Consider the following 25,345-nt stretch of genomic DNA (forward strand, 5'->3'; position numbering starts at 1 on the left):
GACACACCATGATCATGTCAATATGGCGTCACAAAAGGGGTGCGGGGGCCGAAGCCCTCGCACCCCTGAAGTCCGTGCGGCGTCAGCCCACCATGTTGTCCGCCATCTCCTCGGTCAGGTTGGACTCCGTACCCGGGATGCCCAGGTCCGAGGCCCGCTTGTCCGCCATCGCCAGGAGGCGGCGGATGCGGCCCGCGACCGCGTCCTTGGTCAGCGGCGGGTCGGCGAGCGCGCCCAGCTCCTCGAGCGAGGCCTGCTTGTGCTCCATGCGCAGCCGTCCCGCGGCCGCGAGGTGCTCGGGGACCTCGTCCTGGAGGATCTCCAGGGCCCGCTGCACCCGCGCGCCCGCCGCCACCGCGGCACGGGCCGAGCGGCGCAGGTTGGCGTCGTCGAAGTTGGCCAGGCGGTTGGCCGTGGCGCGGACCTCGCGGCGCATCCGCCGCTCCTCCCACGCGAGCACCGACTCGTGTGCGCCGAGGCGGGTGAGCAGCGCGCCGATCGCGTCGCCGTCACGGACGACGACACGGTCCACGCCGCGCACCTCGCGCGCCTTCGCGGCGATCGACAGCCGGCGGGCGGCGCCCACCAGCGCGAGGGCCGCCTCCGGTCCGGGGCAGGTCACTTCGAGGGAGGAGGAACGGCCCGGCTCGGTGAGCGAGCCGTGGGCAAGGAACGCGCCCCGCCAGGCGGCTTCGGCGTCACAGGTCGCACCGGAGACGACCTGCGGCGGCAGGCCGCGGATCGGCCGGCCGCGGCCATCGACCAGACCGGTCTGGCGCGCCAGCTGGTCGCCGCCGGCGACGACGCGTACGACATAACGCGAACCGCGGCGCAGTCCGCCCGCGGCCATCACCATCAGCTCCGAGCTGTGCCCGAAGATCTCCAGGATGTCCTTCTTGAGCCGGCGCGCGGCCATCGCCGTGTCCAGCTCCGCCTCGATCACAATGCGGCCGCTGACCAGGTGCAGCCCGCCCGCGAACCGAAGAATCGCCGAGACCTCTGCCTTCCTGCAGCAGGTCCGGGTGACGGGAAGCCGGGAAATCTCATCCTTCACCGCTGCCGTCATCGCCATGGGCCGATCCTTCCATGCATCCGAAAAATACGGTCGTACGCGGCGGCCAACAGCACCGGATCGTGCTTGGCGGAGCTGTCGGGCGACGCGACCGGCGCCAGCTCGACCTCGGCCCCGAGACGCTTGGCAGCGTCGGTCAGGGACTCCGGGTCGGGCACGGCGGCCAGATCGGCCAGCACCACGTCCAGGGCGAGTTTAGGGGCGTGTCGGGCCAAAACCTCCAAATGACGCTGCGGTGAGAAGCCATCGGTTTCGCCGGGTTGCGGCGCGAGGTTGAGCGAGAGGACCCTGCGGGCCTTCGTCTCGACGAGTGCGTCGAGCAGTTCCGGCACCAGAAGATGCGGGATCACCGAGGAGAACCAGGAGCCCGGACCGAGCACCACCCAGTCCGCGTCGAGCACCGCGGCCACGGCTTCGGGCACGGCCGGCGGGTCGTGCGGGACCAGGTGCACGGACTGCACCTCACCCGGCGTGAGCGCCACGGTCGCCTGGCCGCGGACGAGGTCCACATCGGCGGGGCGCTCGGGGTCGTGCCCCTTGACGAGGGCCTGCAGCTCCAGCGGTACGGCGGACATCGGCAGCACCCGGCCGTGCGCGCCGAGCAGCTTGCCGACCAGGTCGAGGGCCTTGACGTGGTCGCCGAGCTGTTCCCACAGGGCGACGATCAGAAGATTGCCCACGGCGTGGTCGTGCAGCTCGCCCTGCGACTCGAAGCGGTGCTGGATGACCCGGGACCAGGTCTGGCCCCAGTCGTCGTCCCCGCACAGCGCCGCGAGGGCCTTGCGCAGATCGCCGGGCGGCAGCACACCGAGCTCGTCGCGGAGCCGGCCGCTGGAGCCGCCGTCGTCGGCGACGGTGACCACGGCGGTGAGGTCACCGGTGATCCGGCGCAGGGCGGCGAGCGAGGCGGACAGGCCCATGCCGCCGCCGAGCGCGACGACCTTGGGCTGTGTGCCCCGCTTGCGGCCCAGGCGGTTCAGACGCCCCAGCCGGGGAGTCGGCTTCACTCGCGCCCCATGTCCCGGTGGACGACCACCGTCTCCACGCCTTCAGCGGCCAGGCGCGCGGCCAGCTTCTCGGACATCGCGACCGAGCGGTGCTTGCCGCCGGTGCAGCCGACCGCGATGGTCACATAGCGTTTGCCCTCGCGGCGGTAGCCGGTGGCGATCAGCTGGAGCAGCTCGGCGTACCGGTCGAGAAACTCCTTGGCGCCGGGCTGGTTGAAGACATAGCCGGACACCTCCTCATTGAGCCCGGTGAACGGGCGCAGCTCGGGCACCCAGTGCGGATTGGGCAGGAAGCGGCAGTCCACGACGAGGTCGGCGTCGACGGGCAGGCCGTACTTGTAGCCGAACGACATGACCGTGGCGCGCAGCTCCGGCTCGTCGTCGCCCGCGAACTGGGCGTCCATCTTGGCGCGCAGCTCGTGCACATTGAGGCTGGAGGTGTCGATCACCAGGTCGGCGTCACCGCGCAGTTCGCGAAGCAGCTCGCGCTCGGCGGCGATGCCGTCGACGATCCGGCCGTCGCCCTGCAGCGGGTGCGGGCGCCGTACGGACTCGAAGCGGCGCACCAGGGCCTCGTCGGAGGACTCGAGGAAGACGATGCGGCGCGTGACGCTCTTGGCCTCCAGGTCCGCGAGGGACTGGCGGAGGTTGTCGAAGAAGCGGCGGCCGCGCACGTCGACGACGACCGCGATCCGCGCCACATTGCCCTGCGAGCGGGCGCCCAGCTCCACCATGGTGGGGATCAGGGCGGGCGGCAGATTGTCGACCACGAACCAGCCGAGGTCCTCCAGACACTTGGCCGCGGTCGAGCGGCCCGCGCCCGACATGCCGGAGATGATCACCAGCTCGGGGATGGCCGCTTCCGCTGCCTCTCCGGGCTCGATCGTGGTGCCCGTGTTGCCCGTACTCACCTGTGCTCCATCGTCGTGCTCGGTCATCTGTCCTGCCCCCGTCGGTCGTGTGCTGCTCTGTGGTCCGGCTATTCCATGATCTCTCCGGTGGCGGTGTTCACCGCGGGCGCGGCGGGTTCCGCCGTGGCGAAGGCCGCGAGAATGGTCTCGGCCGTCTTGCGCCCTATGCCGGGGACCTCACAGATCTGGTCAATTGTGGCGGATCTGAGCTTCTTCACCGAACCGAAGTGTTTGATGAGCGCCTGCTTGCGTGCCTCGCCCAGGCCGGGCACGGCATCGAGCGGGCTCGAACGGATCCGTTTGTTGCGCTTGCTGCGCTGGTACTGGATCGCGAAGCGGTGTGCCTCGTCGCGCACCCGCTGCAGAAGATAGAGCCCTTCGCTGGAACGCGGGAGCACCACCGGATCGTCGTCGTCGGGCAGCCACACCTCTTCCAGGCGCTTGGCCAGGCCGCAGACGGCGACATCGTCGATGCCGAGCTCGTCCATGGCCTTCTTTGCGGCCGCGACCTGCGGCTGACCGCCGTCGACCACGACGAGCTGCGGCGGATACGCGAACTTCTTCGGCCGGCCGTCGTCCTCGGCCGGGACCTCCCCGTCCTCGGCCCACTCCCCCGTCTTCTCCTTCTCGGAGAGATAGCGCCGGAAGCGGCGGGTGATCACCTCGTGCATGGAGCGGACGTCGTCCTGCCCCTCGAAGCCCTTGATCTGGAAGCGCCGGTACTCGCTCTTGCGGGCGAGCCCGTCCTCGAAGACCACCATCGAGGCGACCACGTCATCGCCCTGCAGATGGGAGATGTCGAAGCACTCGATCCGCAGCGGAGCACTGTCGAGGTCGAGCGCGGCGGCGATCTCCTCCAGGGCCCGCGAGCGGGTGGTCAGGTCGGAGGCGCGCTTGGTCTTGTGCAGGACGAGGGACTGCTGCGCATTGCGCTGCACGGTCTCCATGAGGGCCCGCTTGTCCCCGCGCTGCGGGATGCGCAGGCTCACGTGGGCCCCGCGCTTGGCGGTCAGCCAGGCCGTGACGGCCGCCTCGTCCTCGGGCAGCGCCGGCACGAGGACCTCCTTGGGAACGGCGTCGCCGCTCTCCTCCCCGTACAGCTGCTGCAACGCGTGTTCCACGAGGCCGGCGCTGGTGACGGCCTCGACCTTGTCGGTGACCCAGCCGCGCTGGCCGCGGACGCGTCCGCCGCGTACGTGGAAGATCTGCACCGCCGCTTCGAGCTCGTCCTCGGCGAGCGCGATCAGGTCGGCGTCGGTGGCGTCGGCGAGGACGACCGCGCTCTTCTCCATGGCGCGCTTGAGCGCCTCGATGTCGTCGCGCAGGCGCGCGGCCCGCTCGTACTCCATCTCCTCGGCCGCGTCCTGCATGTCCTTCTCGAGCCTGCGAATGTACGCGCCCGTACGTCCGGCCATGAAGTCGCAGAAGTCCTCGGCCAGTTCGCGGTGGTCCTCGGCGTCGACGCGGCCGACGCAGGGGGCCGAGCACTTGCCGATGTAGCCGAGGAGGCAGGGGCGGCCGGTGCGTGCGGCGTTCTTGAAGACGCCGGCCGAGCAGGTGCGCACCGGGAAGACCCGCAGCATCAGGTCGACCGTCTCGCGGATCGCCCAGGCATGTCCGTACGGACCGAAGTAGCGCACGCCCTTCTTCTTGGCGCCGCGCATCACCTGGACGCGCGGGAACTCCTCATTGAGCGTGACCGCGAGATAGGGATAGCTCTTGTCGTCGCGGTACTTGACGTTGAACCGGGGGTCGAACTCCTTGATCCAGCTGTACTCCAGCTGGAGCGCCTCGACCTCGGTGGCGACGACGGTCCACTCGACGGACGCGGCGGTGGTGACCATCGAGCGGGTGCGCGGGTGCAGGCTCGCGAGGTCCTGGAAGTAGTTCGCGAGCCGCTGTCGCAGGGATTTCGCCTTGCCGACGTAGATCACCCGGCCGTGCTCGTCACGGAACTTGTAGACCCCCGGCGAGTCGGGGATCTGTCCCGGCTTGGGGCGGTAGCTGGAGGGGTCGGCCATGGCATCCACCCTACTGGCGGCCACCGACAGCCAGGGCCCCAGGCGGGAGTCCCGAAGCGGGCGCTAGCGGGACTCCAGGAAGGTGAGGACGGCCAGGACACGGCGGTGGTCGTCGGTGTCCTCGGGGAGGCGGAGCTTGCTCATGATGGAGCGCACATGCTTCTCGACCGTGCCCTCGGTGACCCAAAGACGCCGTCCGATACCGGCGTTGGACCGGCCCTCGGCCATCAGCTCCAGAACCTCGCGCTCGCGGGCGCTCAGGAGGGACAGGGGATCGTCGCGGCGCTGGGCGGCGACCAGCTCCTGCACCAGGGAGGGGTCGACGACCGAGCCGCCCTTGGAGATCCGGTCGAGGGTCTCCAGGAACTCCTCCACATCCGTGATCCGGCTCTTCAGGAGGTAGCCGATGCGGTGGCCGCCGGCGAGCAGTGCGAGGGCGTCCTCCACCTCCACGTACGCGGAGAGCACGAGGATGCCGGTCGCCGGGAACCTCTCGCGGATGGTCGCGGCCGCCTTGAGACCTTCCGTGGAGTGCTCCGGCGGCATCCGGATGTCGACCACGGCGAGCTCGGGCCGGTGCTCGGCGACCAGCGCGAGCAGGGTCTCGGCCTCCCCGGCCTGGCCGACCACGGCGTACCCGACGCGTTCGCACAGGCTCGCGAGCCCTTCGCGGAGCAGGACGTCGTCGTCGGCGAGCACGACCCGCCCCTTCGGCGTGCGCTGTGACATCTGCTGCTGCATCCTCTGTGACATCCCCATGGCCAGTCCCCTGGGTCGGTGGCGTACGGACCGTGCCTGGCCGTTGCTGCACAGCCTGCCGGACCAGGGCTCTTCCTGCTAGCGGGAAGAACCGGGAGGTGCTGGCGGTAACGGGTCCATGGGGGTCTTCCCGAAAGGGAGTTGGGGGCTGGCCAGGACGACAGCGCGGCACGCAGGGACGATGCTGAAGGCCTCGGGAGAAACCCGGTACGTACGGGTCGAGAGGGCGGAAGCCATGTGGCAGTCACGGATCGAGCGCAGTCGGCGGTGGTCGACCCGTGACTGCCGCACCGATGTGACGACCGCCTGCGGCTCCGACTCGGCGTACGGGATCCCCGGCATGATCCGCGCCCCGCGGATCCAGCGCGCTGCGGCGCGCCCCCTGACCGGGCGGAACCCCCGTCCGCCCGGCTGACCGTCCACGGCGAACGCATTTTCCAAGTCCAAGGCCCCCCACTTGGCCCCCTTCGCGTTCGCCGGGGCGGTCGCCCCTCTTTTTCCCGTCTCGGACCCTGGCACGCTCCGGCTCCCCCGCCTCAAGCGCGCTCCTCTTCCTGCGCCCTGGGTGCGGGCAGCCGTACGAGCAGGGAAGTCCCGTTCCCGAGGCGGCTGTTGACGTGCAGCGTGCCGCCGATCGCCTCGACACGGTCCGCGAGGCCTATGAGTCCGGAGCCCCGGGCGGGTTCGGCGCCGCCCACTCCGTCGTCGGCGATGACCAGTTCCACGGCCTCGTCCTCGCACGTCACCTGGACGTTCACGACGTTGGCCCGGGCGTGCTTGGCGGTGTTGGCGAGCGCCTCGGAGACCACGTAGTACGCGGCGACCTCGACCGGTTCGGACAGCCGGGCGCGCGGGATCCGCAGATCGAGTTCGACGGGTACGGGCGAACGGCGGGCCAGCGCCCGCAGGGCCGGGCCGAGGCCGCCCTTCGACAGGATCGCCGGGTGGATGCCGCGCGAGAGCCGCTGCAGTTCGTCGAAGGCGTCCTGCAGCCCGCGGCCCATGTGGGCAAGACGGTCGAGGAGTTCGTCGCAGCCGTCGGGCGCGAGGGCCTCCGCGGTGCGCAGTTCCAGCTGGAGCGAGACGAGGCGCTGCTGTACGCCGTCGTGCAGATCCCGTTCGATACGGCGCCGTGAGGCGTCCGACGCGGCGACCACGCGCGCACGCGACGCGGCCAGCTGGGCACGGCTGTCGGCGTTGGCGATGGCGCTGACGATCAGTTCGGTGAACGCGGCGAGGCGTTTCTCGGTGCCCGGCGGCAGCTCCTGTCCGCCCGGGGCGGCCGCGATGACGGCGCCCCAGAGCCGGCCGTCCACCACGATCGGCACTCCGGTCGCGCCGCCCGTGTGCACGGGTCTGCCCGTCTGCGCCACCTCGGTCACGGCGGGCTGCTCATGCGGGGCGCGGGGTGCGGCGCCCGCGTCGCCGACCGTGCTGACCCGGCCGTCGGCCCCGTACTGCACGACCGCCGCGGACGGCGTCTCCAGGAGCCGGCCGACCTCCCGCGCGACCTCCCCGAACAGCCGCTCCGGCGGCACCCCTTGGGCAACCAGGGTGGCGACCCGGCGCAGCGCGTTCTGCTCGCTCTGCACCCTGCGCCGCTCGGTGACATCGCGGGCCGCGGCGTGGATCAGGCCCTTCTCGGGTATCGGCCGTGCGTTCCACTGCAGCCAGCAGTACGTGCCGTCGGCGCGCAGGTAGCGGTTCTCGAACCGGAAGACCTCCTGGCCGTCGCCGAGCTGGGACAGTGCCGCGCGGGTGCGTTCGCGGTCCTCCTCGTGCACGAGGTCCATGAACGGCCGCCCCAGCAGGACCTCGGGCGAATGGCCGAGCACCTCCTCGAAGGCGGGGTTGACCCGGCGGAACCAGCCCTCCAGATCGGCGATGCACAACAGGTCGGCGGAGAGCGTGAACAGGTTCTCCACCTCGCGCTCGGCCTCCTTGTGCCGGCCCCGCAGATTGGCGAAGGAGATCATCGTGCCGTTGAGGCCGTCGAGCAGCTGCGCCCAGATCCCCTCGAACTCCCCCGACTCCGCGCGGTGGTCGAGCCGGTCCGCGTCGACGGCGTCGGTCATGGTCCGCACCTCGGCGGTGAGCCGCTCCACGGTGGCGCGCAGCTCGCGGAAGCTCTCCGCCACCGTGCCGATCTCGTCGCGGCCGCGGTGCCGGATGTCGTACGCGAGGTCGCCCGCCGCCAACGCCTCGGCGCCCTTGGCCACTTCGGCGAGCGGACGGCCGATCGAGCGGCGCAGTGCGAGCGCGACGCCCGTGACCACGGCGAGCAGGATCAGGAAGAGGACGAGGTCGCGCCAGGCTCTGGTCTCGGCGGCCCGCACTCCCTCGGCGGCGGAGGCCCGCAGCTCGCCCTCCGCGGCGCGGGTGACCGAGCGCAGGGCGTCCATCCGGGTCGAGGAGGCCTCGGCCCAGCGCTCGACGGTGGGGTACCGCCAGGAGTCGCCCGCGGCGAGCTGGTCGCGCACCTGCCGCACGAAGACCGACTCGGGGCGCGCAAGGACCTCTTCCAGACGGGACTTGAGAGGCCCGGACGCCACCCGCCGGAACGTGTCGAGGCGGGCGCCCTCCAGAGCAGGCCAGCGCGCCGCGGTGGGGGAAGGGGTGTTCTTCGGCCTGGCGAACAGGATGACCAGCTCGGAGCGTTCGGCACCGGCGGCCTCGGTGGCCTGGATCATCGACAGATGCGCATCGGCCACGCTGCGCGAGAACGCGCTCGGCTCACGGGCCTCGACGGCCACCACCAGCTCCACCACGTCGAGGACGACGGCTCCGAAGCGCGCGGCCACATGCTCGACGGTGACGGACTCGTTGTCGTGGCCGCGGCGCAGCTCGGCGAGATCGCGCCCGATCTCGTCCATACGGTCCCCGAAGCGGCCTTCCTCGTCCGCCCGTCGTCCGGCCTCCTTGAGCGCGGCCGTGGTGGCACGGCGGGCGTCGGCGAGATTCTGCTCGGCATCGGGGCCCGGGCGGAGCTCGTCGAGCATGCTGGCCAGGCGCTCCTGGGCGATGGCGTCGGCGAGCGCCCCCGCGGCGAACGACACCTGGGCCGACCGGTCGAACGCCCGCAGGCGCGCGGCCTCACGCCACTGGCCCGCGGCGGAGACGATGGTGAGGGTGAGCAGGACGCCGACGGGCAGGAGGGCCAGGAGCAGGAGTTTGGTGCCCACCCGGAGGCGGTCGAAGAGCGGGGTGAGTGGTGCGGGTGGAGTCAATGGTGTGGGTGGCGTGAGTCGTGTGGGTGGTGTGGCTGTCTTGCCGCCGGACGACGTCGTTCTCCTGGTCCTCCGGTCTGCTGCCGTACGCGCCCACCGCTTGCGCACTCCCATGGCGCACCCCCGGCCCTTTTGGCCTTCCGCGCACCGCTTCACCTGATGGCATGGCGCTTTCGGCAGATCTCATGCTAGCGCCGGTCAGGGCGTCGTCCCGTGGCAACTCCGAGCACGATCAAGGTAGTCGGTACCACCGAGAGAAGGTTTCCGGCTAGCAGGAAAGCGGACGGGCCGCGTCGTTGGCAGGCTGGGCCCATGGCGATGCGCTGTCTCCTCGTGGACGACAACGCCCGCTTCCTCGAAGCCGCCAAGGCGACCCTCGAGCGGGGCGGTGCGAGCGTGGTCGCACTCGCGGGATCGAGCACGGATGCGCTCGTATTTGCCAGGGAGCTGCGGCCCGACGTCGCGCTGCTCGATATCGATCTCGACGGCGAGAACGGGTTCGAGGTGGCCGAACGGCTGCACGGAATCGTGCCTCATCTGATCATGATCTCCACCCATGACCCGGAGGACTTCGAGGAGCTCATCTCCGAGAGTCCCGTGCGCGGGTTCCTGCCGAAGTCACGGCTCTCGGCCGAGGCGGTGGGGGCGCTGGTGGGAGCGGACGGCTGAGGAAGAGTCCCGGCTTTCGGATCCCCGGACCGCCGGGCGTACGGGCTCTCGGGCGTACGGGCTCTCGGGCGTCCGGGCTCTCGGGCGTCCGGGGGTGGGCGGCGCGGGGCCTGGTGATCTGTGCCGGTATCGTCGACCAGGTCAGCCGTACCCCCTGAGCTGTGGAGACTCCATGCCCGGCAAGGCCACCGCCCGTCGTACCGTCCTCAAGGGCGCCGCCCTCGCAGGAACGGCCGGGCTCGGCGCCGCGGCCTGCTCCACGGAGTCCGACCTCGGGCACGCCGAGAACCCCACACCGACCGCGCCGGTCGATCTGGGCGCGGCCTCCGCCGTGCCCGCGGGCAGCGCCAAGCTCTTCCGTGAGCAGCGGCTGCTCGTGGCCTGCTCGCAGGACGGCACGTACTCCGCGCTGAGCGCACAGTGCACCCACGCCGGCTGCGTCCTCGACAAGATCGAGGGCGACGAGGCCAACTGCCCCTGCCACGGCAGCCGCTTCAGCATCACCTCGGGCGCCGCGATCAAGGGCCCGGCCTCCGTGCCGCTGCCCAAGGTCCCGGTCCGGGTGGAGAACGGCAAGCTGATCGCGGGACCGAAGGCGTAACTTCCCGTACGTCTTGTCGGGCGGCGGGCGTCGCGCCTTCGCTCAGTACGGCGAGGGGCGGGCGTCGAGGTGGGCGCGCAGCCGGTCGGTGTCCTTCGTGGTCCAGCCCTCGGGCGGCAGTACGGCGGCCCAGCCGTCGACCGACCCGGTGCCGTAGCGGTGACCGTGCGGCGCCTGGACCCCGTACGACACGGCCATGTCGACCGTGGTCTGCCAGAAGGTCACGAACGGGAACCAGTTGATCTCCGGCGTGATGTCCGGACCCAGCGGCCTGTCCAGCCACTGCGGACGTTCGAGCAGCAGATCCGGTGACCACCAGACGATCGCGTCCGAGGCGTTCTGCAGCACGACGGCGCGCGGGTGGCCCCACGGCGACTGCGGCCGCCGCAGGTCCTCGGCCGGGAACTGCGCGAAGCGCACATTGCTCCCGCCCTCGAATTCCGGACGCCATACGGGACTGCCCTCGTCCCTGCGTTCACGCAGCTCACCGGCGATCGGCGAGAAGTTGGGCACCCCGAGCAGCAGGGCGCCGTCGGTCCCGCCGAGGAGCGCGTCGACCGTCCCGTACGAGTCCTCGACGGCGTAGGCGCCAAGACTCTCGCCCGTGACCGCGAGCTTGGGCCGGCTTGCGGCGGGCAGCTTGTCGAGCTCGGCGCGGACCGCGTCGACCAGGGCACGGGTGGCCTTGCCCGCCTTCTCCTTGTCGACGAGGAACGACACCCAGCTCGGCAGATACGAGTACTGAACGGCGACCGTCGCGGTGTTCCCGCCGTACATGTACTCCAGGCTCTCGACGACCGTGGCGTCGATCCAGCCGGAGCCGGTGGTGCCGGCGATCGTGAGGACCTCGCGCTCGAATCCGCCGGTGCGCTTGAGCTCGCGGACCGCAAGTCCGGCCTGCGCCTTGAAGGGTTCGTCGTCGGTGAAGGCCTCGGGAGCCGAAGAACTGATGTAGACGCGTACGGGCTCCTCGGCGGGCGCCTTGGTGAACTCGGTGATCTGCCGGCCGCTGAGCACCGAGCCCGTGAAGTTCCGTCCCTGGAAGCCGAGGTCGTCCCACGCCATCTCGGAGCCGGGCCCGCCGGAGACATACCGCGAGGTGGGCCGGTGGATGCCATCCTTGGTCCCGTTGTTGGTGGCCTTGGCGATACGGTCGGCGATGTCGATGACGCCGCGTTCGAAGACGACGTCCTGCAGGGCCGTGGACACCACGACACCGCTCACGAGCAGGCCGATACCGATGGCGACGGGCCGGGGCAGCGCACGGCCGAGCCAGTGGATGAACTTGCTGGAGCCGAGCCGCACGGTGCGCGCGAGCATCAGGATGAGCAGCCAGAGGGCGACCGCGATCAGGCCGATCATCGGGGTGTGCCAGGTGAGCGACGGCGGCAGACCCTGAAGCTGCCTCAACTGCCGCTGCATATCGGCGCTTTCGGAGATCAGCCAGCCGGCGAGCACCGGGCTGAGAATCCAGTACGCGAGCCAGCAGCGTGCCCGTGTCTGCGCGCTGGGCCGCCACGCGACGATCCAGCGGAACAGGGAGCTGAGCACGCTCCCCACCGCGTAGCCGATCGCTGCGGTGATGCCGCCGATCACGCCTTGCAGCAGCCAGGGGCGGGGCACGAGTGACGGGGTGAGGGAGAGCCAGAAGAAGACCGTGGCCACACAGGTGGCGAAGAGGTCGGGCCAGCGGCGCACCAGATATGTCTCGGCGGGCCGCTCCCACAAGGGCTGCTCGACCAACCGTTTGCCCAGGTTTACTACCTTTTGCCCGAAATCCCGCATGGGGCAACTGTAGGTGGTGGGGCGGGAAGTCCCCGCCCCACCACCCGGTGCGCGCCCGACTCGGGCTCAGCCCTTGCGGGCCCGCGTCGTCTTCTTGGCGGGCGTCGCCTTCTTGGCGGGCGCGGCCTTCTCTGCGGTGGCCTTCTTGACAGCGGTCTTCTTGGCAGCGGTCTTGTTCGCAGCGGTCTTGTTGGCGGTCCCCGTCTTCGCGGTGGCCGTCACCGCCTTCTTCGCCGGAGCCTTGGCCGCGGCCACTGTCCTCTTCGCGGCAGCCTTGCGCGCCGGCTTGCGTGCCGCGGGCACTCCGCCGTCGCTGATCCGGTCCGCCTCGAGGATGTCCCGCAGGAACTTGCCCGTGTGGCTCGCCGCCACCCCGGCCACCTGCTCGGGCGTGCCCTCGGCGATGACGAGACCGCCTCCGGAACCACCCTCGGGACCCATGTCGACCAGCCAGTCCGCGGTCTTGATGACATCGAGGTTGTGCTCGATGACGATGACCGTGTTGCCCTTGTCGACCAGGCCCGAGAGCACCGTGATCAGCTTGCTGATGTCCTCGAAGTGCAGACCGGTGGTCGGCTCGTCGAGCACGTACACCGTGCGGCCCGTGGACCGCTTCTGCAGCTCGGAGGCGAGCTTGACGCGCTGCGCCTCACCGCCGGAGAGCGTCGGCGCGGACTGTCCCAACCGGACGTATCCCAGGCCGACTTCGTTGAGCGTCTTGAGGTGGCGCGCGATCGTCGGCACGGCCTCGAAGAAGTCGAGCGCCTCCTCGATCGGCATGTCGAGGACCTCGGCGATGGACTTGCCCTTGTAGTGCACCTCGAGGGTCTCGCGGTTGTAGCGCGCACCGTGGCAGACCTCGCACGGGACGTACACGTCCGGCAGGAAGTTCATCTCGATCTTGATGGTGCCGTCGCCCGAGCAGTTCTCGCAGCGGCCGCCCTTGACGTTGAACGAGAAGCGCCCGGGCAGATAGCCGCGCACCTTCGCCTCGGTGGTCTCCGCGAACAGCTTGCGGATGTTGTCGAAGACTCCGGTGTACGTGGCCGGGTTGGACCGCGGGGTCCGCCCGATGGGCGACTGGTCGACGTGCACGACCTTGTCGACGAGATCGTCGCCCTCGACGCGGGTGTGGCGTCCCGGCACGGAACGCGCGCCGTTCAGCTCGCGCGCCAGGTGCGTGTACAGGATGTCGTTGACCAGCGTGGACTTGCCGGAGCCCGAGACGCCGGTGACCGCGGTGAGCACACCGAGCGGGAATGCGACGTCGATGTCCTGCAGATTGTTCTCGCGGGCGCCGTGCACGACCAGCTGCCGCCCCGGGTCCACGGGCCGGCGGATGTCCGGCACGGGGATGGACTTCTTGCCCGAGAGGTACTGGCCGGTCATCGACTCGGCGGTGGTGAGCAGTTCGGCGAGCGGTCCGCTATGCACGACCTTGCCGCCGTGCTCACCGGCGCCGGGGCCGATGTCGACCACCCAGTCGGCCACCTTGATGGTGTCCTCGTCGTGCTCGACGACGATCAGGGTGTTGCCCATGTCGCGCAGGCGGACGAGGGTCTCGATCAGACGGTGGTTGTCGCGCTGGTGCAGACCGATGGACGGCTCGTCCAGGACGTAGAGCACACCGACCAGACCCGAACCGATCTGCGTGGCCAGGCGGATGCGCTGGGCCTCGCCGCCGGACAGGGTGCCGGCGGCACGGTTGAGCGAGAGATAGTCGAGGCCGACGTCGACGAGGAAGCGCAGCCGCTCGTTGACCTCCTTGAGGACCCGCTCGGCGATCTTCTTGTCGCGCGCATTGAGCCTCAACTTGCCCAGGAACTCGGCACAGTCGGAGATCGACATCGCGGAGACCTCGGCGATGGACTTCTCCATCACGGTGACCGCGAGCACGATCGGCTTGAGGCGGGTGCCCTCACAGGTGGGGCAGGGCACCTCGCGCATATAGCCCTCGAAGCGCTCGCGGCTCGCGTCGCTCTCGGCCTCGGAGTGCCGGCGCTTCACGAAGGGCACGGCGCCTTCGAAGGGGGTCGTGTAGACCCGCTCGCGACCGTAGCGGTTGCGGTAGCGCACCTCGATCTGCGTCTTGTGCCCGTAGAGCAGCGCCTTCCTGGCCCGCTGCGGCAGCGCGGCGAAGGGCATGTCCGTGCTGAAGCTGAGCGCGTCCGCGAGCGCGCCGGTGAGACGGCCGAAGTACTCCTTGGTGTGGCCGTGCGACCACGGGTGGATGGCGCCCTCGTCGAGCGACTTGTCCTCGTCGGGCACGATCAGCTCGGGGTCCACCTCCATCCGCGTACCGATGCCGGAGCAGTCGGGGCAGGCGCCGAACGGCGAGTTGAACGAGAAGGAGCGCGGCTCCAGCTCCTCGAACGACAGGTCGTCGTACGGGCAGTAGAGGTGCTCCGAGTACATCCGCTCGCGCTCGGGGTCGTCCTCGGGCAGGTCGACGAAGTCGAGGACGACCATGCCGCCGGACAGACCGAGCGCCGTCTCGACGGAGTCGGTGAGGCGGCGCTTGGCGGAGTCCTTGACCGTGAGGCGGTCGACGACCACCTCGATGGTGTGCTTCTCCTGCTTCTTGAGCGTCGGCGGCTCGGAGAGCTGGATGGTGGCGCCGTCCACGCGCGCCCTGCTGTACCCCTTGGTCTGCAGGTCGGCGAAGAGGTCCACGAACTCGCCCTTGCGCTCGCGCACCAGCGGCGACAGGACCTGGAAGCGGCTGCCCTCGGGCAGCTCGAGCACCCGGTCCACGATGGCCTGCGGCGACTGGCGCGTGATGGGCCGGCTGCACTCGGGGCAGTGCGGCTTGCCGATGCGCGCGAAGAGCAGGCGGAGATAGTCGTAGACCTCGGTGATGGTGCCGACCGTCGAGCGCGGATTGCGCGAGGTCGACTTCTGGTCGATGGAGACCGCCGGGGACAGGCCCTCGATGAAGTCCACATCGGGCTTGTCCATCTGGCCGAGGAACTGGCGGGCATAGGACGACAGCGACTCGACATAGCGCCGCTGCCCCTCGGCGAAGATCGTGTCGAAGGCGAGCGAGGACTTGCCCGAGCCGGACAGGCCGGTGAACACGATGAGGGAGTCACGCGGGAGGTCGAGCGAGACGTTCTTCAGGTTGTGCTCGCGCGCGCCACGGACGATGAGACGGTCGGCCACGCCGGTCCGCACCTTTCTTGATGGGAGAGCGGGGGCGGGGCCCCGTTTCTCAGACTACGAGGGCCGCCTCAGCGATGGACTGCTTATGGCTGAGACAGCTGGACTGCACTATGGGGCCCGGCTGTCAAGGATGCCTCGACCGACCCTATAGCACGCACATTCGATTTGCGGTCGTGGTCCACCACCTTCACCCGAAGGAGTGGCGGGACTATCGTCGACGTCATGAATGATCATGAGCACGACCTGCTTCTGGTACGGGAGGCGACCGACCGGCTGCTGACCGCGGCGGCCAAACTGGACAACGCCTCCGTCGCCGGTCCGTCACGCCTGCCCGGGTGGACCCGTGGTCATGTGCTGGCGCATGTCGCCCGCAATGCCGACGCCCTGGTGAACGTCCTCGCCGGCCGCCCGATGTATCTCAGCGCCGAGGCGCGCGACGCCGATATCGAGCGGGACGCCCCGCGGCCGCTCGACGTCCAGCTCGACGACGTGCGCGACAGCGCGGCGCGGTTCATCGCGCAGGCCGCGCAGCCCGCGGACTGGTCGCGCACGGTGGAGCTGCGCAACGGGGTCACGGACAAGGCCTCGCGGCTGCCCTTCCGCCGGCTCGTCGAGGTCGAGCTGCACCATGTCGACCTCGGGATCGGCTACGAACTCGAGGATCTGCCCGCGGAGTTCACCGAGCGCGAGATCGCCTTCCTCGCGGAGCGCTTCTCGGGCAACGCCGCGGTCCCGCGTATCGCCGTCACCGCGCACGACGGGCGGCAGTGGAGCACCGGCCGGGCGGACGGGGACTCCGTCTCCGTGATCGGTCCGGCGCCCGCGCTGCTCGGCTGGCTCTCCGGACGGCGCCAGGGAGCCGACCTGGACTGCGACTCCGGTCTGCTGCCCGTACTGCCCGCGCTGTAGTTCCCGCACGTACCCGCCCGGCCGGTCCGGCGGCCCCTGTGGACCGCCGGGCCCGCTCGGTACGCTGAGCTCATGACGTACAGCGGAGCGGTGACAGTCGGCGGGCCTGCGGACGTGCATGAGCTGGCGGACCTGATGATCTCCAAGGTCGCGGTCGGCCCCATGACCAACAACGCCTATCTGCTGCGCTGCCGGGCCACCGGCGAGCAGCTCCTGATCGACGCGGCCAACGAGGCCGACACCCTGCTCAAGCTGATCGGCGGCGACGGCATCGCCTCCCTCGTCACGACCCACCGGCACGGCGACCACTGGCAGGCGCTGCGCGAGGTCGTGGACGCCACCGGCGCGCGCACCTACGCGGGCGCGTACGACGCCGAGGGCATCCCGGTGCCCACCGATGTGCTCGTCGAGGACGGCGACACGATCCGCGTCGGCCGGGTGGAGCTCACCGCCCGTCACCTGGTCGGCCACACGCCCGGCTCGATCGCCCTGATCTACGACGACCCGCACGGCCACCCCCATGTGTTCACCGGCGACTGCCTCTTCCCCGGCGGCGTGGGCAACACCTGGAAGGACCCGGAGGCCTTCGCCAGCCTGATCCACGACGTCGAGACCAAGATCTTCGACGCGCTGCCGGACGAGACCTGGGTCTACCCCGGACACGGCGACGACACCACGCTGGGCGCCGAGCGCCCGCAGCTGCCGGCGTGGCGCCGCCGCGGCTGGTGAGACCGGCCCCGTACGGGGCTCTCGGCCTTCGTGGCAGATGTCCATGCGTCCGATCGTGGCACCCGCCACTGACAATCGGCCGTTTGTGCAGGTCAGGCCGGTTTGGCAGGCCGGCAAGAGGCTGTCGGTTCCGCTGACGTACCGCTCGCCGCCCGAGTCAGGGGCCGGCCGTCATTGGGCGGACAAATGGCAGTTGCCGACGCCCGTTGACGCGCGTCGACCAGGGCGTCAGGCTCGGCGGTGCGCGCACCCGTACCGGACTCCCCATCCCCCTCTGGAGGGCCCGATGTCCAGACGTGCCTTACGTCTTCTCCTCTCGATTGTCATGGTCATTGCAGCTTCGGTGGTCGGCGTGGTCGCCACGGCCGGCGCCGCACAGGCCGACGGCTGCTACACGTGGTCCCGCACCTTGTCGCAGGGCGCTTCGGGCGCCGATGTCACCCAGCTGCAGATCCGGGTCGCCGGCTACCCGGGATCGGGCGGTGTGCTGGCGATCGACGGCGCCTACGGACCGGCGACCACAGCCGCCGTCAAGCGCTTCCAGTCGGCCTACGGGCTCGCCGCCGACGGCGTCGCCGGACCTGCCACCTTCAGCAAGATCTACGCCCTTCAGGACGACGACTGCACGCCGGTCCACTTCTCCTACGCCGAGTTGAACAACTGCAACTCCACCTGGGCGGGCGGCGCCGTGAGCGCGACCACCGCGAAGTCCAACGCCCTGCGGACCATGTGGAAGCTGGAGGCACTGCGCCACGCGCTCGGCGACGAGCCGATCCGGGTCACCAGCGGCTTCCGCTCCTACGCCTGCAACGACGCCGTCGGCGGGGCCGAGGGCAGCCGCCACCTCTACGGCGACGCGGCCGACCTCGGGGCGGGCCCGCACTCGCTGTGCCGGCTGGCACAACAGGCCCGCAACCACGGGTTCAACGGCATCCTGGGCCCCGGCTATCCGGGCCACAGCGACCACACGCATGTCGATCACCGCGCGAGCCGCTTCTGGTCCGCGTCAAGCTGCGGCATCTGACCCGCCCCGGACTCACGGCTCCCGTACCGGAGCCGTGAGTCCGGCGCGCACGTAACCGGGGCGGACCGCGAGCAGTTGACGCGTCATGCGCGACCCATCCCTGACCGGCACCGATGCCCCTCCGGCCCACCCTCCCGTCTCCATGACCCGGCTCGCCGCCGCCTCCCTGGCCGGCACGGCGATCGAGTTCTACGACTTCTTCATCTACGGCACCGCGGCCGCCCTGGTGCTCGGGCCGCTGTTCTTCCCGACCTTCTCGCCGCTCGCCGGCACGCTCGCCGCCTTCGGCACGTTCGGCATCGGCTTCCTCGCCCGGCCGCTGGGTTCGGTGCTCTTCGGGCACATCGGGGACCGGCGCGGACGGCGCCCCGTCCTGATCGGCTCCCTGCTCCTGACGGGCGGCGCGACGGTGGCGGTGGGCTGTGTCCCCACGTATGACGCGATCGGAGTGTTCGCGCCCCTGCTGCTGCTCCTGCTGCGCTTTCTGCAGGGGCTCGGGCTCGGCGGCGAATGGGGCGGCGCGGTACTCCTCACCGCCGAGCACGCGCCCGCCGCCCGGCGCGGACTGTGGGCGAGCTTTCCGCAGATCGGCCCTTCGGTGGGCTTTCTGCTCGCCAACGGTGTGATGCTCGCGCTGACCGCCTCCCTCAGCGACGCGCAGTTCGCGGCCTGGGGCTGGCGGGTGCCGTTCTGGGCGGCGGGTGCGCTCGCACTGGCCGGGCTGTGGCTGCGCCATGCCGTGACGGAGACGCCGCAGTTCCTCGGCGTACAGGAGCATGCGCGGGTGCCGCTCTTCGAAGTGGCGCGTGACCATTGGCGGTTGGTACTGCTCACGGCGGGCTCCATGGCCATCGGGTACGCCATCTTCTACACCGTCTCGACCTGGGCACTCTCGTACGGGATCGAGCAGTTGGGCGTGACCCGTACGGTGATGCTGACCTGCATCATGGCCGCGGTCGCGATCAAGGGCGCCACGACTCCGTTCGCCGCGATGCTCGGGGACCGGTTCGGGCGGCGGCCGCTGTGTCTGTACGGGGCCGGGGCGGCGGCGCTGTGGATGTTCCCGCTGATCGGGCTGCTCAGCACCGGTGAGCCGGTCCTGATGTTCTGCGGATTCCTGGTCGCTCTGCTGGCGTTCATCGCGATGTTCTCGGTGCTCGCCGCGTATCTGCCGGAGCTGTACGAGCCGCGGGTGCGGTGCACCGGCGCCGCTGTCGGCTACAACCTGGGCGGGGTGCTCGGCGGGGCGCTCACCCCGATCGTGGCGACGGCCGTGGCGGGGCGCGGGGACGGGCCGCCGTGGGGAGTCGCCGCGTATCTGACGGTGATCGCGCTGGTGAGCCTCGGGTGCTTCGCGCTGCTGCCGGAGACGCGCGAGGTCGCGGTGGAAGAGGCTGCTGCGGCGTGAGCCGAGCGCCCGGGCGCGTGGGCCGACCCGCACCTCGGCCGGCCGCGCGACGGGCTGACCCGCACCTCGGCCGGCCGCGCGACCGCGCACGCGACAATGGCCGGGTGATCTATCGCTACCGGCTCCTCGGCACCACCCGGGTCCTGCGCCAGGACGGGACCGAGGTACCGCTCGGCGGGCCCCGGATCCGTGCGCTCGTCGCCGCGCTGGCCCTGGCGCCCGGGCGCAGTGTGCCGGCCGGACAGCTGGCCGCGCAGATCAGGCCCGCGCACGAGGAGCCGCCTGCCGACGAGGTGAAGGCGCTGCAGGCGCTGGTCGGGCGGCTGCGCAAGGCGATCGGGCCGGCCGCGGTGGAGACCGGGCCCGGCGGCTACCGGCTGGCGGCGACGGCGGAGGACGTCGACCTGTTCCGGTTCCAGCGGCTGGTCTCGGAGGGTACGGCCGCGCTGGACGCCGGGGATGCCGCGCGGGCCGCCGCCTTGTCGGAGGACGCGCTCGGGCTGTGGTCGGGTGAGGTGCTCCTCGACCTGCCGGGGCGGGAGAGCGACCCCGCTGCCGTACGGGCCGAGCTGCAGTACGCACAGGCACGGCGGACGCGGCTCGCCGCCGAGGTGGCCCTGGGCCGGGCGGCCGGCGCGCTGGACGAGCTCACCGTGCTCACCGTCCGGCGTCCGCTCGACGAACCGCTGCAGGCGCTGCGGCTGCGCGCCTTGCTGGCGGCGGGGCGGCGGGCCGAGGCGCTGGCCGCGTATGAGGAGGTCCGCAGGACGCTGGTCGAGGAGCTGGGCAGCGATCCCGGCGAGGAACTGCAGGCGGTGTATGGGGAGTTGCTGGGGGCGGCGGCTCGGGGTGTGGGGGCCGGTGGACGAGGGGATGGCTGGGCCGGTGGACGACGGGGTGGCGGGGCCGGTGAGTGGCGGGACGCCGGGGCCAGTGGCGGGCGCGAGGCCGGTGAGCGGCGGGACGCCGGGGCCAGTGGCGGGCGCGAGGCCGGTGAGCGGCGGGACGCCGGGGCCAATGGCGGGCGCGAGGCCGGTGAGCGGCGGGACGCCGGGGCCAATGGCGGGCGCGAGGCCGGTGAGCGGCGGGTGTCCGGCAATCTCCGTGCGCGGCTGAGTTCCTTCGTCGGTCGCGATCGGGAACTTTCCGAGCTCGCCGACGAGTTGGGGAAGCAACGACTTGTCACGCTGCTCGGCCCCGGCGGCGTCGGCAAGACACGACTCTCCCTGGAAGCGGCCGAAGCCCAGAAGGAGGTGTGGCCGGACGGCGTCTGGATGGCCGAACTCGCTCCCGTACGGGAGGGGTCGGCGGTGGTGGAAGCGGTGCTCACGGCGCTCGGCGCGCGGGAGACCACGCTGCGCGGCCCCGGCGCGGCGCAGGACCTGCAGCCCGCTTCCCAGGATCCGTCGGCCCGCCTGGTGGAGCACTGCGGCCGGCGGCGGATGCTCCTGATCCTTGACAACTGTGAACATGTCATCGACGCCGCGGCCCAGTTGGCCGAGGACGTTCTCTCCCGCTGCCCCGGGGTGACCGTCCTCACCACGAGCCGTGCGCCGCTCGGCGTGCCGGGTGAAGCCGTCCGTCCTGTGGAGCCCCTCCCCCAGGACGTGGCGCTGCGCCTGTTCGGCGAGCGGGGTGCGGCGGTACGGCCGGGGTTCCGCAGCGAGGACGACGCCGAGGCCTGCGCGGAGATCTGCGCCCGGCTCGACGGCCTGCCGCTGGCGCTCGAACTGGCCGCCGCCCGGCTGCGGTTGCTCACTCCGCGCCAGATCGCGGACCGGCTCGACGACCGTTTCCGGCTGCTCACCGGCGGTGCGCGCACCCTGCTGCCGCGTCAGCAGACCCTGCGGGCCGTCGTGGACTGGTCCTGGGAGCTGCTCGACGAGGACGAGCGGGCCGTGCTGCGCCGGCTTGCCGTGTTCGCGGGCGGGTGCGCCCTGGAACAGGCACAGGAGGTGTGCGGCGAGGACGGGCCGCACACCCTCGATGTGCTCGGGGCTCTGGTCGACAAGTCGCTGGTCGTGGCGGACCCGGGCGGCCGCTTCGGCATGCGCTACCGGCTGTTGGAGACCGTCGGCGAGTATGCGGCCGCACGGCTGGACGCATCGGGCGAGCGCTCGGCGTACGAGCTGCGGCATCTCATGGCCTATCGCGAGCTGACGCGCTCAGGGGAGCCCGAGCTGCGGGGGCCACGGCAGGTCGAGTGGCTCGAACGGTTCGAGCTGGAGCACGACAACGTACGGGCCGCGCTGCGCACGGCCGTTGAGGCCGGCGCGGAGCAGGACGGGCTGTGCCTGGTCCATGCGATGAGCTGGTTCTGGCAGCTGCGCGGCCATCAGGCCGATGTCGTCGCCTGGTCGACGGCCGTCGCGGCACTCGGACCCGACCCGTTCGAGGAGCCGGTGCGTCCTGCCGTACCTCTGGAGGAGCGCTGCACCGACAGTGCCCCGCCGTGGGAGGAGGAGCAGGTCTGGGAGGCGCGGCGGGGAGCGCGACTGCTGGTGCAGGCCGCGGCGACGGAGGATCAGGCGGCGGGAGAGGAAAAGCCGGGGGACGAGAAGTCGGGGGCCGAGAAGTCGGGGGAAAGGACGTCGGGGGACGAGTCGACGCGTGGCGGGACGGCAGGTGGCCGGACAGCGGGTGGCGGGCCGGGGTCCGCGGGCGCGCCGCACTCCCCCGGCCAACAGGCGTACCTGCGCCGGATCGTGGCCGCGTACCGCAGCGGGCTGCCGCAGGTCTGCCGGCAGCCGGGGTCGATGTGGTACTTCGCGCGCATGATGACCGGGGACCTGCCCGGGCTCGAGGAGACCATGGACACCGTGGTCCGCGACTGCTGGGAGCTCGGCCCCGAATGGCGCGCGAACCACCACTGGGAGCTGGGCTTCACGCTGCTCATGCGGGCGAAGTTCGTGCACGACCGGCCGGCCACCCTGGAGCAGGCGACCGAGGACGCGGCCCGCGCGCTGCGCCATTTCGAGCGGACCGGGGATCCCTGGGGTATCGCCGAGGCGCTGTCCGCGCGGGGCGAGGCATATCTGCGGCGCGGGCTCTTCGACCGGGCCGCGGAGGACTTCGCGCGGGCCGTCGACGGGGCGACCGAGGCCGGGGCGTACCGTCAAGTGCCCTTGTTCAAGGCGCGGTTGGCCGACGTACGGCTCCGTACGACCGAGGATCCCCGCGCCCGGTCCGCCGCCGAGCGGATGCTGCTCGAAGCCGTCGGGGAGTCGGCGCACCACGGCGACGATTCCTTGGGCACGGCCCGGCTGCTGCTCGCCCGTCACTACGGCAGCACCGGCCGTCTGTCCGAGGCGCGTGCGCAGCTCGCGGAGGTCGAGAGGGCGCTGCCGACGGGTGTGCCGCAGCTGTTCCGCGGAACGGTCGAGGGAGTGCACGGCTGGCTCGACTGCCTCGAAGGGCGGTACGCCTCGGCGCAGCACCACCTGCGGGAAGCGGTACGGGGCATGTCGGGCGTCGCGTATCTGGTGGCGCCGCAGCTGGTTGTGGACCAGTTCCTCGCCGCCGCCTGGGCCAAGGCGCGGCTCGGCGAGGGCGAGGACGGGGCGCGGCTGCTCGGTGCGTACGACCGGCAGGCGCTGAGCGGCGGGATGGGCTTCCGTCCGTTCCCGGATCAGGCCGCGATGCGGCGGCACGCGGAGGCCGAACTGCGAGCCGTGCTCGAACCGGCGGCGTACGCGCGGGCGTACGCGGAGGGCAGCGAGCTGTCCGTGGAGGGGGCGGCCGGGCTGGTGTGATCCACGGGCCTGCGCGTCCTGGCCCGGCCCGCCCTCGCCGCAGCCCTGCGACGCTTGGACCACCTCGGCCCGCGCCGCCACGCCCTCGCCGCAACCCTGCGACGCCTGGCCCGCCCTGGCTCGCCCAGCCCTACGTCCCGGCCTCCGCCCTCGCGCCACTCCCCCGCCCCCGCGTTACTCCGCCCCCGCCTCCGCCTGAGCCAGCAGCTCCCGCGCATCCGCCAGGTCCGCCTCCGTGGGCGCGTCGTCCTGGGTCAGACTCTTCCGCCAGTAGCCGGAGAAGTGGACGCTCTGCTTGGCGATCCCGCGGTCGGCCACCAGGTGGCGGCGCAGCGACCGTACGGATCCCGCTTCACCGCCGAGCCAGACGTACACCGACCCTTCGGGGAAGACCGCGGCCCGCACGGTCTCGGCGAGGCGGCCGCCGCTGTCCCGCTCCACCCAGTGCACCGTCACCTCGCCCCGCGTGGCGATCTCCTGCCGTTCTGCACCGTCCGCCACCTCCACGAAGGCCACCGCCCGAGCCCCCGCGGGCAGCGCCTCGAGCACCGTGGCGATGGCGGGCAGCGCCGTCTCGTCCCCGGCCAAGAGCATCCAGTCCGTGGTGCCCAGCGGCACCGGCTTGGCGAAGTAGTCCGACGGCCCGAACATCGCCAGCCGCTGCCCCGGCTCGGCCCGCCGCGCCCACGCCGTGGCCGGCCCGTCGGAGCCGTCCCCGTGCAGGCCCGCGTCGGACCCGCCCCCGTGCAGGACGAAGTCCACGGTGATTGTGCCGCGCACGGGGTCGTGCCGGCGGATCGTGTAGCTGCGCGTCCAGGGGCGCACCTCTTCGGGAAGCGCGTGGAACGCCTCGTACCAGCTCATGAAGTCGCCCTCGGGAGCAGGCAGTACGGGCTCGTCCTGACCCGGCCTCGGGAAGTAGAGCTTCACCTGCTGGTCGGGGCCCGCGAGCCGCGGGCCCGCCAGTCCGGCACCGCCGAACGTGACCCGGGCCAGGCGCGGCGTGGGCCGCCGCACCTCCACGACCTGGAGGGAACGGACCGGGAGTGTCATCTCGTACGTCATGAGGGCGAGCCTCCCGGCAGCCGTCTACAGACCGTCGACAAGCCGGCTACACGCGAAAGCGAAGCACGAGAGACGCGGGGCACGGAGAACGCGGCAGCCCGCCCGCACCGGAGTGCGGACGGGCTGCGGGACAGCGCGGGTGAGGCGGTCAGGCCTCGATGTCGGCCTTCTCGCCGGACTCCGCGGTGGCCTTCTTGGCCTCGGCCTCCGCCTCGGCCGCCGCGATCTTCTTCGAGGCCATCAGGCTGGTGATCGTCGTGACGATCAGCACGGCGCAGATGACGCCCAGGGAGAGCGGGATCGAGATCTCCGGTACGTGCACACCGCTCTCGTGCAGGGCGTGCAGCACCAGCTTCACACCGATGAAGCCGAGGATGATCGACAGACCGTACGAGAGGTGGACCAGCTTCTTGAGCAGGCCGCCGATGAGGAAGTACAGCTGTCGCAGACCCATCAGGGCGAAGGCGTTCGCTGTGAAGACGATGTACGGGTCCTGGGTCAGGCCGAAGATCGCCGGGATCGAGTCCATCGCGAAGAGGATGTCCGTCATGCCGATCGCGAGCATCACGACAAGCAGCGGCGTCATGACCTTCTTGCCGTGCTGGACCACGAAGAGCTTGGTGCCGTGGTACCTGTCCGCGACGCCGAACTTCTTCTCGATCGACTTGAGGATCTTGTTCTCCTCCCAGTCGTCTTCCTCCTCGTCGGCCCGCGCCTCCTGGATGAGCTTCCAGGCGGTGTAGATCAGGAACGCGCCGAAGATGTAGAAGACCCAGGAGAAGCTGGCGATGATCGCCGCGCCGGCGGCGATGAAGATCGCACGCAGGACCAGGGCGACAAGGACGCCGATCAGGAGCACCCGCTGCTGCAGATGGGACGGCACCGCGAACTTCGCCATGATCAGGATGAAGACGAAGAGGTTGTCGACACTGAGCGACTTCTCGGTGATGTAACCCGCGAAGAACTCACCGGCCGCCTGGCTGTTGCCCCAGATCAGCAGGCCGACTCCGAAGAGCACGGCCAGCACGACCCAGACAACCGTCCAGATCCCGGCTTCCTTGATCGACACGTCGTGGGGCTTGCGCCCGATGAAGAAGTCGGCACCGATGAGGGCGCACAGACCGACCACGGTCAGCACCCAAAGAGTCATTGAAACTTCCACTGCGCCTCCGGCAGTACGTAACGGCACAAATACCAGCGTCGTCGCTGCCGGAGGTCTCTTCCACCCGAGATCCATTCACCTC

The 25,345-nt window shown here is 71.0% G+C and carries 18 protein-coding genes; 8 read left to right on the top strand and 10 right to left on the bottom strand.

The window, feature by feature from the left end; translation table 11 throughout:
* Positions 1-82: 82 nt before the first annotated feature.
* The 5 genes from whiA to H9Y04_RS05310 form a co-directional block, all read right to left on the bottom strand.
* Positions 83-1,072 carry a DNA-binding protein WhiA gene (whiA, locus tag H9Y04_RS05290; protein ID WP_187812482.1) on the bottom strand — a complete coding sequence of 330 codons (990 nt, stop codon included), beginning with the start codon at positions 1,070-1,072 and terminating at the stop codon, positions 83-85.
* Positions 1,063-2,079 (bottom strand): gluconeogenesis factor YvcK family protein, encoded by a 1,017-nt coding sequence (locus H9Y04_RS05295; protein WP_187812483.1) that lies wholly within the window; start codon positions 2,077-2,079, stop codon positions 1,063-1,065. Before H9Y04_RS05295 ends, whiA begins: the two co-directional genes overlap by 10 nt.
* Complete coding sequence (gene rapZ, locus H9Y04_RS05300; RefSeq protein WP_187812484.1) at positions 2,076-3,017, bottom strand: RNase adapter RapZ; 942 nt, start codon at positions 3,015-3,017, stop codon at positions 2,076-2,078. The genes H9Y04_RS05295 and rapZ overlap by 4 nt, the downstream gene beginning before the upstream one ends.
* 41 nt (positions 3,018-3,058) lie before the next feature.
* Positions 3,059-5,011 (bottom strand): excinuclease ABC subunit UvrC, encoded by a 1,953-nt coding sequence (gene uvrC, locus H9Y04_RS05305; RefSeq protein ID WP_187812485.1) that lies wholly within the window; start codon positions 5,009-5,011, stop codon positions 3,059-3,061.
* A 63-nt stretch (positions 5,012-5,074) separates the two neighbouring features.
* Complete coding sequence (locus tag H9Y04_RS05310) at positions 5,075-5,740, bottom strand: response regulator (protein WP_187812486.1); 666 nt, start codon at positions 5,738-5,740, stop codon at positions 5,075-5,077.
* A gap of 211 nt (positions 5,741-5,951) precedes the next feature.
* Here H9Y04_RS05310 and H9Y04_RS05315 point away from each other — a divergent pair, with 211 nt between their 5' ends.
* On the top strand, positions 5,952-6,185 hold the full coding sequence (locus tag H9Y04_RS05315) for a hypothetical protein (protein ID WP_187812487.1): 234 nt from the start codon (positions 5,952-5,954) through the stop codon (positions 6,183-6,185).
* A 121-nt stretch (positions 6,186-6,306) separates the two neighbouring features.
* Here the strand turns inward: H9Y04_RS05315 and H9Y04_RS05320 are convergent, their stop codons facing one another.
* A complete protein-coding gene (locus H9Y04_RS05320) occupies positions 6,307-8,952 on the bottom strand; it encodes a PAS domain S-box protein (protein WP_308800865.1) in 2,646 nt (881 codons plus the stop codon).
* Positions 8,953-9,309: 357 nt separating this feature from the next.
* Here H9Y04_RS05320 and H9Y04_RS05325 point away from each other — a divergent pair, with 357 nt between their 5' ends.
* Together H9Y04_RS05325 and H9Y04_RS05330 are read left to right on the top strand one after the other, a co-directional pair.
* A complete protein-coding gene (locus H9Y04_RS05325; protein WP_187812489.1) occupies positions 9,310-9,666 on the top strand; it encodes a response regulator in 357 nt (118 codons plus the stop codon).
* Between the two features lie 172 nt (positions 9,667-9,838).
* A complete protein-coding gene (locus tag H9Y04_RS05330) occupies positions 9,839-10,267 on the top strand; it encodes a Rieske (2Fe-2S) protein (protein ID WP_187812490.1) in 429 nt (142 codons plus the stop codon).
* Positions 10,268-10,309: 42 nt separating this feature from the next.
* Here the strand turns inward: H9Y04_RS05330 and H9Y04_RS05335 are convergent, their stop codons facing one another.
* Together H9Y04_RS05335 and uvrA are read right to left on the bottom strand one after the other, a co-directional pair.
* Entirely contained in the window at positions 10,310-12,052 is a 1,743-nt protein-coding gene (locus H9Y04_RS05335) for an alpha/beta hydrolase (protein WP_187812491.1), read from the bottom strand.
* Positions 12,053-12,118: 66 nt separating this feature from the next.
* Positions 12,119-15,214: an excinuclease ABC subunit UvrA gene (uvrA, locus tag H9Y04_RS05340; RefSeq protein ID WP_187812492.1), complete on the bottom strand. Its 3,096-nt coding sequence runs from the start codon at positions 15,212-15,214 to the stop codon at positions 12,119-12,121.
* 222 nt (positions 15,215-15,436) lie between these two features.
* Between uvrA and H9Y04_RS05345 the strand changes: the two genes are divergently transcribed.
* From H9Y04_RS05345 to H9Y04_RS05365, 5 genes are all read left to right on the top strand, one after another.
* Entirely contained in the window at positions 15,437-16,123 is a 687-nt protein-coding gene (locus H9Y04_RS05345; protein ID WP_187812493.1) for a maleylpyruvate isomerase family mycothiol-dependent enzyme, read from the top strand.
* Positions 16,124-16,195: 72 nt separating this feature from the next.
* Positions 16,196-16,852, top strand: coding sequence for an MBL fold metallo-hydrolase (locus tag H9Y04_RS05350; RefSeq protein ID WP_187812494.1), 657 nt, complete (start codon positions 16,196-16,198; stop codon positions 16,850-16,852).
* A gap of 286 nt (positions 16,853-17,138) precedes the next feature.
* Positions 17,139-17,876 (top strand): D-Ala-D-Ala carboxypeptidase family metallohydrolase, encoded by a 738-nt coding sequence (locus H9Y04_RS05355; protein ID WP_187812495.1) that lies wholly within the window; start codon positions 17,139-17,141, stop codon positions 17,874-17,876.
* A gap of 142 nt (positions 17,877-18,018) precedes the next feature.
* Positions 18,019-19,284 (top strand): MFS transporter, encoded by a 1,266-nt coding sequence (locus H9Y04_RS05360; RefSeq protein WP_187813045.1) that lies wholly within the window; start codon positions 18,019-18,021, stop codon positions 19,282-19,284.
* A 104-nt stretch (positions 19,285-19,388) separates the two neighbouring features.
* Positions 19,389-23,036 (top strand): AfsR/SARP family transcriptional regulator, encoded by a 3,648-nt coding sequence (locus H9Y04_RS05365; protein WP_187812496.1) that lies wholly within the window; start codon positions 19,389-19,391, stop codon positions 23,034-23,036.
* 174 nt (positions 23,037-23,210) lie between these two features.
* On the opposite strand, the gene H9Y04_RS05370 is transcribed toward H9Y04_RS05365, so the two are convergent.
* Positions 23,211-24,101 (bottom strand): siderophore-interacting protein, encoded by an 891-nt coding sequence (locus tag H9Y04_RS05370; protein ID WP_236070601.1) that lies wholly within the window; start codon positions 24,099-24,101, stop codon positions 23,211-23,213.
* Between the two features lie 148 nt (positions 24,102-24,249).
* On the bottom strand, positions 24,250-25,251 hold the full coding sequence (locus H9Y04_RS05375; RefSeq protein ID WP_214660871.1) for a TerC/Alx family metal homeostasis membrane protein: 1,002 nt from the start codon (positions 25,249-25,251) through the stop codon (positions 24,250-24,252).
* Positions 25,252-25,345 lie beyond the last annotated feature (94 nt).

Source organism: Streptomyces polyasparticus, from assembly GCF_014493765.1.
GTDB lineage: Bacteria > Actinomycetota > Actinomycetes > Streptomycetales > Streptomycetaceae > Streptomyces > Streptomyces polyasparticus.

Coding starts and splice junctions, on each gene's coding strand:
- H9Y04_RS05310 (WP_187812486.1), bottom strand. CDS start 5,740: ATGTCACAGCGCACGCCGAAGGGGCGGGTCGTGCTCGCCGACGACGAC.
- H9Y04_RS05325 (WP_187812489.1), top strand. CDS start 9,310: ATGGCGATGCGCTGTCTCCTCGTGGACGACAACGCCCGCTTCCTCGAA.
- H9Y04_RS05375 (WP_214660871.1), bottom strand. CDS start 25,251: ATGACTCTTTGGGTGCTGACCGTGGTCGGTCTGTGCGCCCTCATCGGT.
- H9Y04_RS05345 (WP_187812493.1), top strand. CDS start 15,437: ATGAATGATCATGAGCACGACCTGCTTCTGGTACGGGAGGCGACCGAC.
- H9Y04_RS05355 (WP_187812495.1), top strand. CDS start 17,139: ATGTCCAGACGTGCCTTACGTCTTCTCCTCTCGATTGTCATGGTCATT.
- whiA (WP_187812482.1), bottom strand. CDS start 1,072: ATGGCGATGACGGCAGCGGTGAAGGATGAGATTTCCCGGCTTCCCGTC.
- H9Y04_RS05360 (WP_187813045.1), top strand. CDS start 18,019: ATGACCCGGCTCGCCGCCGCCTCCCTGGCCGGCACGGCGATCGAGTTC.
- uvrC (WP_187812485.1), bottom strand. CDS start 5,011: ATGGCCGACCCCTCCAGCTACCGCCCCAAGCCGGGACAGATCCCCGAC.
- rapZ (WP_187812484.1), bottom strand. CDS start 3,017: ATGACCGAGCACGACGATGGAGCACAGGTGAGTACGGGCAACACGGGC.
- H9Y04_RS05370 (WP_236070601.1), bottom strand. CDS start 24,101: ATGACGTACGAGATGACACTCCCGGTCCGTTCCCTCCAGGTCGTGGAG.
- H9Y04_RS05330 (WP_187812490.1), top strand. CDS start 9,839: ATGCCCGGCAAGGCCACCGCCCGTCGTACCGTCCTCAAGGGCGCCGCC.
- H9Y04_RS05350 (WP_187812494.1), top strand. CDS start 16,196: ATGACGTACAGCGGAGCGGTGACAGTCGGCGGGCCTGCGGACGTGCAT.
- H9Y04_RS05315 (WP_187812487.1), top strand. CDS start 5,952: ATGCTGAAGGCCTCGGGAGAAACCCGGTACGTACGGGTCGAGAGGGCG.
- H9Y04_RS05335 (WP_187812491.1), bottom strand. CDS start 12,052: ATGCGGGATTTCGGGCAAAAGGTAGTAAACCTGGGCAAACGGTTGGTC.